This is a genomic window from Janthinobacterium sp. SUN100 (assembly GCF_030397705.1).
Taxonomy (GTDB): Bacteria; Pseudomonadota; Gammaproteobacteria; order Burkholderiales; family Burkholderiaceae_D; genus Janthinobacterium; species Janthinobacterium kumbetense.
The window spans coordinates 1-11323 of the sequence record NZ_JAPUBU010000006.1 but is presented as its reverse complement, the minus strand read 5'-3'; the positions used below and the strand labels follow the sequence as shown (position 1 = coordinate 11323).

At 60.6% G+C, this 11323-nt stretch carries 12 protein-coding genes and 1 rRNA gene; 4 read left to right on the top strand and 9 right to left on the bottom strand.

The genetic code is table 11. The features are described 5' to 3' along the window. Positions 1 to 80 precede the first annotated feature (80 nt). The 8 genes from ptsP to O0881_RS25625 form a co-directional block, all read right to left on the bottom strand. The gene (gene ptsP / locus O0881_RS25660) at positions 81 to 1823 is read right to left on the bottom strand and encodes a phosphoenolpyruvate--protein phosphotransferase (RefSeq protein WP_077408955.1); all 1743 of its coding nucleotides are present in this window, start codon (positions 1821 to 1823) and stop codon (positions 81 to 83) included. 44 nt (positions 1824 to 1867) lie between these two features. After that, on the bottom strand, positions 1868 to 2137 hold the full coding sequence (locus O0881_RS25655) for an HPr family phosphocarrier protein (protein WP_034749416.1): 270 nt from the start codon (positions 2135 to 2137) through the stop codon (positions 1868 to 1870). Between the two features lie 92 nt (positions 2138 to 2229). After that, positions 2230 to 2634 carry a PTS fructose transporter subunit IIA gene (locus tag O0881_RS25650; protein WP_035824452.1) on the bottom strand — a complete coding sequence of 135 codons (405 nt, stop codon included), beginning with the start codon at positions 2632 to 2634 and terminating at the stop codon, positions 2230 to 2232. A 14-nt stretch (positions 2635 to 2648) separates the two neighbouring features. Then, on the bottom strand, positions 2649 to 3605 hold the full coding sequence (gene gshB / locus O0881_RS25645) for a glutathione synthase (RefSeq protein WP_099665557.1): 957 nt from the start codon (positions 3603 to 3605) through the stop codon (positions 2649 to 2651). Between the two features lie 97 nt (positions 3606 to 3702). After that, a complete protein-coding gene (gene gshA, locus O0881_RS25640; RefSeq protein ID WP_077399358.1) occupies positions 3703 to 5001 on the bottom strand; it encodes a glutamate--cysteine ligase in 1299 nt (432 codons plus the stop codon). 204 nt (positions 5002 to 5205) lie between these two features. After that, the gene (gene amt, locus O0881_RS25635) at positions 5206 to 6729 is read right to left on the bottom strand and encodes an ammonium transporter (RefSeq protein ID WP_289913551.1); all 1524 of its coding nucleotides are present in this window, start codon (positions 6727 to 6729) and stop codon (positions 5206 to 5208) included. A gap of 11 nt (positions 6730 to 6740) precedes the next feature. Then, the gene (locus tag O0881_RS25630) at positions 6741 to 7079 is read right to left on the bottom strand and encodes a P-II family nitrogen regulator (RefSeq protein WP_010393464.1); all 339 of its coding nucleotides are present in this window, start codon (positions 7077 to 7079) and stop codon (positions 6741 to 6743) included. Positions 7080 to 7090: 11 nt separating this feature from the next. Further along, positions 7091 to 7858 carry a TorF family putative porin gene (locus tag O0881_RS25625; protein WP_289913550.1) on the bottom strand — a complete coding sequence of 256 codons (768 nt, stop codon included), beginning with the start codon at positions 7856 to 7858 and terminating at the stop codon, positions 7091 to 7093. Positions 7859 to 8127: 269 nt separating this feature from the next. On the opposite strand from O0881_RS25625, the gene O0881_RS25620 reads away from it, so the two are divergent. The 4 genes from O0881_RS25620 (at position 8128) to O0881_RS25605 (ending at position 11147) form a co-directional block, all read left to right on the top strand. Beyond that, positions 8128 to 8376, top strand: coding sequence for an accessory factor UbiK family protein (locus O0881_RS25620; protein WP_035824443.1), 249 nt, complete (start codon positions 8128 to 8130; stop codon positions 8374 to 8376). A 114-nt stretch (positions 8377 to 8490) separates the two neighbouring features. Then, a complete protein-coding gene (locus O0881_RS25615; RefSeq protein WP_289913549.1) occupies positions 8491 to 10011 on the top strand; it encodes a YifB family Mg chelatase-like AAA ATPase in 1521 nt (506 codons plus the stop codon). 64 nt (positions 10012 to 10075) lie between these two features. Beyond that, a complete protein-coding gene (locus tag O0881_RS25610) occupies positions 10076 to 10621 on the top strand; it encodes a hypothetical protein (protein ID WP_289913548.1) in 546 nt (181 codons plus the stop codon). A gap of 181 nt (positions 10622 to 10802) precedes the next feature. After that, the gene (locus tag O0881_RS25605) at positions 10803 to 11147 is read left to right on the top strand and encodes a DUF1840 domain-containing protein (RefSeq protein WP_034749443.1); all 345 of its coding nucleotides are present in this window, start codon (positions 10803 to 10805) and stop codon (positions 11145 to 11147) included. Between the two features lie 60 nt (positions 11148 to 11207). Here O0881_RS25605 and rrf read toward each other — a convergent pair. After that, positions 11208 to 11320 (bottom strand): 5S ribosomal RNA (gene rrf, locus O0881_RS25600). Positions 11321 to 11323 lie beyond the last annotated feature (3 nt).

Sequence of the window (11323 nt, the reverse complement as noted above, 5' to 3'; positions counted from 1 at the left end):
GCGATGATAGGTGCTGCAACTTTAGCATCAGGGCACCTCTTGCCGCGCGCGAGGTGTCCTGATGCTGATAAGGTGACAGTTTACATGAGCTGCAGTTGCTGGACAGCTTCCGCGATCACATTTGGTTCCATGGAACGCATAATTTTGCGCATTTGTGGCGCAATCAGGCCAAGATCGCTGTTGAGTATCTCTTGCTTGACTGCCAACAGCTGGGCCGGATGCATGGAAAACTCGCGCAAGCCCATGCCCAGCAGCAAGCGCGTGAGCTTCACGTCGCCCGCCATCTCACCGCAGACGGCCACGTCGATGCCCGCCTTGTGGCCGGCGGCGATCGTCATGGAGATCAGTTGCAGCACGGCCGGGTGCAGCGGATTGTACAAATGCGCCACTTCATAGTCGACGCGGTCGATGGCCAGCGTGTACTGGATCAAATCATTCGTGCCGATCGACAGGAAGTCCATGCGCTTGACGAACATGGGCAGGGCCAGCGCGGCGGCGGGAATCTCGATCATGGCGCCCACTTCGACCTCGTCGTCGAACTTGACGCCGTCCTCGCGCAGGCTGGCCTTCGCTTGCGCGATCATGGCCAGCGACTGGTCGATCTCGAACGCATGCGCCAGCATGGGAATCAGGATGCGCACCTTGCCGAAGGCAGAGGCGCGCAAAATGGCACGCAGCTGCGTCAGGAACAGCTGCGGCTCGGCCAGGCAGTAGCGGATGGCGCGCAAGCCCAGGGCGGGATTCAAGGCCGTATGGTCGGACTGGTCGAGCGGCTTGTCGGCGCCAATGTCGAGCGTGCGGATGGTCACCACGCGCCCCTTCATCGATTGCACCGTGTTGCGGTAAGCCTCGAACTGCTCGTCCTCGGTGGGAATCTTGTGCGCGCGGCCCATGAACAGGAATTCGGAGCGGAACAGGCCCACGCCGCTGGCGCCCGATTCCAGCGCGAACGGGCAATCCTCGGGCAGTTCGATATTCGCCAGCAGGGTAATCGGCGTGCCGCACCTGGTGACGGCCGGCGTCTTTTTCAGCTTGCCCAGCTTCTTGCGCGCGCGCTGCATGGCCACCTGGCGCTCGCGGTACTGCTCCAGCACCAGGGGACTGGGGTTGGCGATAACCACGCCCGCGTCGCCGTCGATGATCAGCCAGTCGTCCTGCTCGATCAGCATCGACGCCTGCGACATGCCGACGGCCGCCGGGATATCCAGGCTGCGCGCGACGATGGCCGTGTGCGAGTTCTGACCGCCCACGTCGGTGATGAAGCCGATGAAGGAGCGGTCGCGGAACTGCAGCATGTCGGCCGGCGAGATATCGTGGGCGACGACGATCATCTGCGCCAGCAATTCATCGTCGGCGGCCGCTTTCGGCAGCAGCTGTTCCGTACCCAGCAAGACCTTCAGCACGCGTTCGGCCACTTGCTGGATGTCGGCCTTGCGTTCGCGCAAATACGGGTCTTCGATTTCGTCGAACTGCGCCGATAATTCATCAATTTGCGTCAACAGCGCCCATTCGGCGTTGTAGTGGCGCGAACGGATGATGTCGAGCGGCGCTTCGGCGATCATCGGGTCCGACAGGATCAGCGCATGCACGTCGATGAACGCGCCCAGTTCCGTGGGGGCGTCCTTCGGCAGCTCGTTCCACAGGGTTTGCAGCTCCTTGTGGACGGCGGCGATGGCGTTTTGCAAACGCTGGACTTCCGCTTCGATCTGTTCCTGGGCAACCAGGTAGTGTTTGACGTCAAGGGCGGCCGGCGCCAGCAGATGCGCGCGGCCAATGGCGATGCCGCGGGAGACCGGGATGCCGTGGAGCGTGAAAGATGCCATGGGGTGACCTGTCGGAATGCGGCTGCGGCTGCGTTCGGCGGGCATTACTCGCCTTCGCCAAACCTGTCATTAATCAGGGCGGTGAGCGCATCGACACATGCCTGCTCATCATCGCCCTCGGCTTCCAGGGTCACTTTTGCGCCCTTGCCGGCGGCCAGCATCATCACGCCCATGATGGACTTGGCGTTGATGCGGCGCGCGTTGCGGGTCAGCCAGACGTCGCTCTTGAACTTGGCGGCGAGCTGGGTAAATTTGGCGGAGGCGCGTGCGTGCAATCCCAGCTTGTTGATGATTTCGAGTTCTCTTTGAATCATTTTTGTATGGTCTCTATCCCTGAATGCACTACGCTGATGACAATCTTGGCCTATAAAAACCGCCGCCTTCAGGGCGGCGGCCATGCACTTCCTTATTCTCCCACGCGGATGCGGTTATCGACGCGCACGGCGCCGCTTTGCGCACCGGCCAGCGCCATCTCCACCACCACGTCGAGCGTGTCGCGGCGATACGTGATGGCGCGCAGCAGCATCGGCAGGCTGATGCCGGCGATGACTTCCACCCGCCCCGCATCGGCCAGCTTGTTGCAGCAGTTCGACGGCGTGCCGCCCTTCACGTCGGTAATCACCAGCACGCCGGAGCCGTCGTCGAGACGGCAAATGGCGTCCGACGCCAGCTTTTGCACTTCCGCCAGGTCCTGGTCGGCGACGACGTCGATGGCTTCAAACCGTTCCGTTGGCCCCCGAAACACATGCGCGCAGGCGGCGATGAAGGCCTGTCCCAGCGGTGCATGTGTCATGAGCAAAATCCCTACCATAGTCATTTCACCTTCTAGCGCTGCTGCGCTTGCGCAACGCCATGCTCGACGGCGTCGACAAACATGGCCGCCACGTCAAAGCCCGTCTGCTGCATGATTTCCTGGAAGCAAGTCGGGCTGGTGACATTGACTTCCGTCAGATAGTCGCCGATCACGTCCAATCCTACCAGCATCAGACCACGCGCGGCCAGGATCGGGCCCAGCTTTTCCGCGATTTCCAGGTCGCGCGCCGTCAATGGCTGCGCCACGCCCGTGCCGCCGGCGGCCAGGTTGCCGCGGACTTCGCCCGCCTGCGGGATGCGCGCCAGCGAAAACGGCACCGGCTTGCCGCCGATGACGAGGATGCGCTTGTCGCCCTTGACGATGTCGGGAATAAACCGCTGCGCCATGATAGTCTGCGCGCCGTTCTCGCTCAGGGTCTCGATGATGGCGCCCAGGTTCAGGCCGTCGGCCTTGACACGGAAGATGCCCGTGCCGCCCATGCCGTCGAGCGGCTTGAAGATGACGTCCTGGTGCTTGGCGTGGAAAGCGCGCAGGCGCGCCTCGTTCGACGTCACCAGGGTCGGCGAAGTGAATTCAGAAAACTGGGCGATGGCCAGCTTTTCATTGTTGTCACGGATGGCGGACGGCTTGTTGAAGACGTGCGCGCCCTGCTTTTCCGCCAGTTCCAGCAGATACGTGCCGTACACGTACTCCATGTCGAACGGCGGGTCCTTGCGCTCGATGATGGCGTCCAGGGTCGACAGGCGCACTTCTTCGGTGGAAACGACCTTGTACCAGTCGTGTTCGTCACCCGTCAGCTCGATATGCTGTACCCGTGCCGTGACGATGCCCTCTTCCAGCGCCATGTCCTTCTGTTCAAACGCGTACACGGCGTGGCCGCGTTTGGCCGCCTCGCGCATCATGGCGAAAGTGGAATCTTTGTAAGTCTTGAAGCCTGCCAGCGGGTCGGCAAGGAATGCAATTTTCATGGTGCGTCCAATCGGGGAGCCTGGATAAGGAATGCTTGATTCTAGCCGAGATCGCCGGGCGCGGTAGTCACCGCGCCTGGCAAGCCGCAGGGATGGATCAATACACCTCGGGATTCGGGTCCGTGCGCTCCATTTCCAGCGACGCGGCCAGCAAGGCCAGGCGCGCCACCACGCCATACACATAGAAGCGGTTCGGCGCGGCCGTGCCCGGCTTGGCCTTCAAGTCCGGCACGGCATGCTGCTGGGCAAATGCCAGCGGCACGTACTGCGAGCCGGGCGCGTTCAGGTTCTGGTCCACGCCCTTTTCCGCGTGCACGCGGTAGAAGCCGCCCACCACATAGCGGTCGATCATGTAGACGACCGGCTCGGCCACGGCATCCTTGATGCTTTCAAAGGTCGGCACGCCTTCCTGGATGATGACATCGGTGACAACCTTGCCGTCCTTGACGATGGACATCTTGTCGCGCTGCTTGCGCGACAGGTCGCGCACTTCGCTGGCGTCGCGCACCGTCATGATGCCCGTGCCATACGTGCCCGCATCGGGCTTGACGATGACAAACGGCTTTTCCTTGATGCCGTATTCCTTGTATTTCTTGCGGATCTTGGCCAGCAGCACGTCGACGCTGGCGGCCAGCGCATCTTCGCCCTCGCCTTCCTGGAAATTCACGTCGCTGCACTTGGCGTGGAAGGGGTTGAGCATCCACGGGTCGACATCGATCATCTTGCCGAATTTCTTCACCACTTCATCGTAGGCCGTGTAGTGGTTGCTCTTGCGGCGCAAGGCCCAGCCCGCATGCAAGGGCGGCAGCAGGCTTTGCTCATGAATATTTTGCAAGATATCGGGAATGCCGTCCGACAAGTCGTTATTCAGCAGAATCGTGCACGGGTCGAAATCCTTCAAGCCCAGGCGGCGGCCATTGTTCAGGCGCACGAGGGGCTCGATGACGAGCATGTTGCCATCTGGCAACGCCAACGGTGTCGGCTGGGTGATGTCGGGCGACCAGGAACCGAAGCGCACGTGCAGCCCCGTCTGGCGGAAAATTTGCATCAATCGCGCCACGTTTTGCAGGTATTGCGGCGTCGTGTTGTGCAATTCCGGCACGATCAGCAGGTTGCGGGCATCCGGGCAATACTTGTCGATGGCGGCCATGGCCGCCTGCACGGACAAGGGCAGCATTTCCGTCGCCAGGTTGTGGAAACCGCCAGGGAACAGATTGGTATCGACGGGCGCCAGCTTGTAGCCCGCGTTACGCAAGTCTACCGAGCAATAGAAGGGCGGCGTGTGCTCTTGCCACTCCATGCGAAACCAGCGCTCAATGGCCGGCGTCGCGGCCAGAATCTTTTTTTCGAGGTCGAGCAGCGGTCCGGTCAGGGCCGTGACGAGATGGGGAACCATAGTTACATCCTTAAATTATGTGCAGTATTCAAAAAAGCACACAGAACTGCCGACTATATTACCGTGTAAGTACCCCAAATCGGGGCAAAAGCCTTGTTTTAAAGACCTTTTCCATTCCCATAACGAAAAAAAGGCACCTCAATGAGGCGCCTTTTCCAGCAGGACATGCCGCGCCGGGGCGCTGGCATGCCAGATAATTGCTATTTAGCCATGGTACGCTTGCTCGCCGTGGCTGGTGATATCGAGGCCTTCGCGCTCTTCCTCTTCCGGTACGCGCAGGCCGATGACGATGTCGACCAGTTTATAGGCAACGAGGGAAACCAGGGCCGACCAGAGGATGGTGGTGCCGACCGCTTGCGCCTGCACCCACACCTGATGGCCGATCGAGTACGGATCCGCCGACATCTTGTTGGTGACATAGTCGAAGATGCCCTGGCCGCCCAGTTGTGGTGCAGCAAACACACCCGTCAGCAAGGCGCCCAGGATACCGCCCACGCCATGCACGCCGAATACGTCGAGCGAATCGTCGGCGCCGATCAGGCGTTTCAGGCCATTCACGCCCCACAGGCAGACGACACCGGCCAGCAAGCCGATGACCAGGCCGCCCATCGGGCCGACAAAGCCGGCCGCCGGGGTGATCGCCACCAGGCCGGCCACGGCGCCGGACGCGCCACCGAGCATGGAAGGCTTGCCCTTGGAAATCCATTCGCCAAACACCCACGACAGGGTGGCGGCGGCCGTTGCCAGCAAGGTATTGACGAAAGCCAAAGCCGCCACGTCGCCCGCTTCCAGCGAGGAACCGGCATTGAAACCGAACCAGCCCACCCACAGCAGCGAAGCGCCGATCATGGTCATCGTCAGCGAGTGCGGTGCCATCGATTCGCGGCCGTAACCGACGCGCTTGCCGATCATGATGGCGCCCACCAGGCCGGCGACAGCGGCGTTGATGTGCACCACGGTGCCGCCGGCGAAGTCCAGTGCGCCTTTTTGCCAGATCCAGCCCGCCTTCAGGGCTTCGCTGGCCGAGGTGGCGGCGTTGGTGATCAGGTCAGGACCGGTCCAGAACCACACCATGTGGGCCGCTGGCAGGTAGGCGAACGTGAACCACAGCACGACAAAGGCCAGCACGGCGGCAAACTTGGCGCGCTCGGCAAAGGCACCGACGATCAGCGCGCAGGTGATGGCGGCAAACGTGCCCTGGAAAGCAACGAAAACGAACTCGGGAATGACGACGCCCTTGCTGAAGGTGGCGGCGGCGGCAAACGTGCCCTTGGCCGGATCCCAGATGCCGTTCAGGAACAGGCGGTCGAAGCCACCGAAGAAGGCGGTTTTTTCCGTGAAGGCGATCGAGTAACCGTAGATGCACCACAGCACGATGACCAACGCGAACACCATGAACACCTGCATCAGCACCGACAGCATGTTTTTCGAGCGCACGAGGCCACCGTAGAACAGGGCCAGGCCGGGGATCGTCATCAAGATCACCAGCAAGGTGCTGATCATCATGAAACTGGTGTCGCCCTTGTTGGCAACGGGCGCGGCGGCTGGCGCGGCAGCGGCCGGGGCCGGTGCGGCTGCATCAGGCACGGGCGTCACGGCCGGGGCGGCAACGGCCACGGTCGTGGCCGCCTCCGTCTTGGCGGGCGCATCGGCAAAGCTCGGCGTGGCGACGCCAAACGCACACAGACAGGCTATCCCGGCTAGCAATTTTGTTATATTTTTATGCATCAATATTCCCCTTAGAGCGCTTCGTTGCCGGTTTCACCGGTACGGATGCGGATGACCTGTTCCAGGTTGTAGACGAAAATCTTGCCATCACCGATTTTACCGGTACGCGCGGCGCCTTCGATCGCTTCGATGGCCTGGTCGACAATGGCGTCATCGACGGCCGCTTCAATCTTGGTTTTTGGCAAGAAATCAACGACATACTCGGCGCCACGGTAGAGTTCCGTGTGACCTTTCTGGCGGCCGAAACCCTTGACTTCCGTGACCGTAATGCCTTGCACATTGATAGCCGACAAAGCTTCGCGTACTTCGTCCAGTTTGAACGGTTTAATGATTGCAGTAATCATTTTCATGGCAGTCTCGCTTAAAAGGTTTTGGACACGGTCAGCACGAGACCGGATTTCGCCAGATTCTTGCCATTCGGTGCCATCGAATCGATATTGGCCTTGACGGCCGCCACGGAAACGGTCACCACGCCAAAGTCCTTGGTCACGCCGATCTTGTAATCGCTGTAGCTGAGGGAATCGTTGTGCTCGACCTTCTGACGGCCCGCATGCAGGTTCAACATGTAGCCATCATGCACCTCGACGTTGGCGCCCACGTCGAGGTAGCCGCTGTTCTTGCTGTCGGCAACGCCGAACAGATTGGTGGTCGAATGCGAGTACTTGATATACATCGGACCGTAGCCGAGCTGGCCGTACAGCTCGAAGGTGTTGGCATTCGTGCTCAGCCCATTCGATGGGTAGAAGTAGTACAGGCCGCCCACGTCATAGGTAAAATCCTTGCTGATCTCGCCCCGCTTGCCGCCGTAGATATCCCATTCCAGGTTGGTATCGCCGCCGCCGTCCTTGATCCATTTGATGCTCGACAGCCAGGTGCCCACATACAGGCCCGTCGGGTTATGGGTGTAGTCGGCACCGCCGCTGACAGCCGGGTTCAAGCGGCTTTGCGAGATGCCGCGGTAACGGTAGTCGCTGGTCAGCGCCACGTTGTAGCTCACCACGTTATCAGGTACGGCTTCGGCCGCAACAGGCGCCGCCACTGCATCCTGGGCCATGGCGCTACCGCACAAGGCGGTCATGGCCAGCGTCAACGCTGTAGCTAAAGTCATGTTCTTGGACAGATTCTTCATGGCGATTCCCTTTTATTGAACTTTTAAAGCGGTTGAGGTTTAAAATCTTGGCTGGAGATCACAAAGCGTTCATACCTTCTTTAGCAGAATACGTGCCAGCTCTATTGCCACCTTGACAGGTGCATTTCCGTCCATACATACCCTGCACACGGCCAGGAATGCGGCAACGGACTGCTGAAGCACAATGAAGCGCCCAGTTTCGCACCAGATTAACGCCGCTGTGCACCGCAATGGTGCGATGCACAGGCCGCACCATAAAAGGACTGACCATGGACATGAATACCTTCTTTAACGACTTGCAGGGCAAGATCCATCAAGCCATCGAAAACTCGCCGGCCAAGGATATCGAGAAAAATGTGAAATCGATGATGACCCAGGGCTTCGCCCGCCTCGATCTCGTCACGCGCGAGGAATTCGATATCCAGGCGCAAGTACTGGCCAAGACGCGCGCAAAACTGGATGCACTGGAATTGCGCCTGATCGAACTGGAAACGCGCCTGAACGATCCAAAAGCCTAAGCCGCCGCTGCACGCAGGGCGCCGTAATCGGCGACCTTGCTGGCATACATCAAGCCTCACACCTTTTCAAGCGCTAGACTGATCCTGCCCGCGTCCGCGCTACAGGGGAGTCTGATGAGCCTGGCCGTCCTGAAAAGCCGCGCCCTGGCCGGCATGGAGGCGCCCGAGGTAAGTGTCGAAGTCCACCTTGCCAATGGCTTGCCTTCGTTTACGATAGTCGGCCTGCCGGATACGGAAGTGAAGGAGTCTCGCGACCGTGTGCGTGCCGCGTTGCAAAACTGCGGCTTCGAGATGCCGGCGCGGCGCATCACGGCCAATCTGGCGCCGGCAGACTTGCCCAAGGAATCGGGCCGCTTCGACTTGCCCATCGCACTGGGCATCCTGGCTGCCTCCGGCCAGTTGCCGGGCGACCAATTACACCACTATGAATTCGCGGGCGAACTGTCGCTGTCTGGCCAGTTGCGCCCCATCCGCGGCGCCTTGGCCATGACCTTTGCCATGCAGCGCAGCCAGTCGGGCACGCCACGCGCCTTCATCTTGCCGCAGGCGAACGCGGACGAGGCGGCTCTCGTCAGCGATGCCTGCATCTATCCCGCCCACAGCCTGCTCGAGGTCTGTGCGCATTTTGCCAGGCACGCCAGCCAGACTGCCCTGCAACGCCACCAGCCCGTGCTGGCACCGCACGCTTTTCCCTATCCCGACTTTGCCGACGTGCAAGGGCAGCTGCAGGCACGACGCGCACTGGAAGTGGCGGCAGCGGGCGGTCACAACGTCCTGATGGTGGGACCACCGGGCGCAGGCAAGACCATGCTGGCCAGCCGCTTCCCTGGCGTGCTGCCGCCCATGAGCGATGAAGAGGCGCTGGAATCGGCGGCCGTGCATTCGCTGGGCAGCCACTTCAAGGTGGAACACTGGAAACGGCGGCCCTATCGCGCCCCGCACCAGACGGCATCCGGCGTGGCCCTGGTGGGTGGCGGCAACGTGCCGCGCCCGGGAGAAATCTCGCTGGCCCACTGCGGTGTGCTGTTTCTCGATGAAATTGCCGAATTCCACCGCCGGGTGCTCGACGTGCTGCGCCAGCCCATGGAATCGGGCGTGATCAGCATTTCACGCGCGGCACGCCAGGCCGAGTTTCCTGCCCGTTTTCAATTGATCGCCGCCATGAATCCCTGCCCGTGCGGCTATCTGGGCCACGCTTCCGGTCGTTGCCGCTGTACGCCAGACGCCGTATTGCGCTATCACAATCGTCTGTCGGGCCCCCTGCTCGACCGTATCGACCTGCAGATTGAAGTGGCCGCCATGCCGCCGACGGCGCTGGGGCGACGTGCAGGTGCCGGCGAAAGTACGCAAGCGATCGCCGCGCGGGTAGCGGCAGCCTATGCCTTGCAGTTGGCACGTCAGGGAAAAGCGAACCAGCAGCTGAGCAACACAGAAATCGAACAACATTGTCGCCTGGAACCACATGGCGAACAGTTGTTGCATGGCGCCATGACGCGCCTGCACTGGTCTGCGCGCACCTACCACCGGGTGCTGCGCGTGTCGCGCAGTATCGCGGACCTGGCGGGCAGCCCCGCCATCACGCAAGCGCATGTTGCCGAAGCGATCCAGTACCGGCGCGTACTGCGCGAGATATAAGGCAAGCGGTGAAGCCCACACGTGCGCGATTGCGCGTGATTGGCAGCGCTGCTACCATCTGCTGATGAAAAAAACATCACTTGCCCTCTTTCTGGCTACGCTCGCGGCCGCCAGCATCCTGTCCGCCTGCAGCCCGAAATTCGACTGGCGCGACTATCGCAGCCCCGACGCCCAGTTTACGGCCCTGTTTCCGGGCAAACCGGCTGTGCTGACGCGCGAGATCGATCTCGACGGCAAGAAAGTCAGCTTGACCATGACGGCGAGCGAGGTCGATGGCAATACCTTCGCCATCGGCAGCGCCGTGCTCGACAGCGCGGAACAGGCACAAACGGCCCTGCCCGCCATGCAGACAGCCCTGTTGAAAAATATCAATGGTGTCGTGCGCAGCGAGAAATCCGCATCGACGGCCAGCAGCACGGCGGCCGGCAGCCATCAACGCAGCGCGCTGAGCGTCGAAGCGACGGGAACGCAGCAGGGCAAGCCGGTCCTGCTGGTCGGCCGTTTTGTGGCGCAGGACAAACACATCTTCCAGATCATCATACTCGGTGAAGAAAGCAAGTTGTCGCGTGACACCATCGACACGTTCATGGACTCGGTGAAACTGGATTGAGACTTAACGATCGCTTAAAACGGATGTTTTCACGGTAAACACACTCTTGTAAATACGTGCGTTGTCCAACAGATGGGCCTATCCGGCTTGCAAATGTGCAATCCGGGCAATCGGACGGCCTGTGCGACATTTCAAGTCGTGATATTGTTTCGACACTAACAACAAGTTTCAGAAAGCGCTTATGTTGATCTCATTCAAATCCAAATCCTCCCCAGAAGTGCTGATGTACCAGGAACATGCCCAGCGCATCCTCGACATCCTGCACAAGAACCCCACGCGCGGCGTCATCACGCCAGCGGAAGCGGGCGATGCCCTGGCCCTGCTGGAAAAAGAAGTCGCGGAAAGCAAACTGCATCCGGAAAATGACATCGAACACGATGCGCATACGCCGGAAACGCTGGAAGACGGTGAAACAGGCGCCCATGCGCGCGCGCAAAAAGTGCATTTTTCGCAGCGCGCCTACCCCTTGATGGAAATGCTGCGCTCGGCCAAGGCGGAAAATGAAAGTATCACCTGGGGCATCTGATCCGATGAATGCTGCAGACGAAAAAAAACCCGCACCTAGCGGGGTTTTTTTATATAACAAGCCTGACGATAACCTACTTTCACACTGGTTGCAGCACTATCATCGGCGCAAAGTTGTTTCACGGTCCTGTTCGGGATGGGAAGGGGTGGGACCAACTTGCTATGGTCATCAGGCAT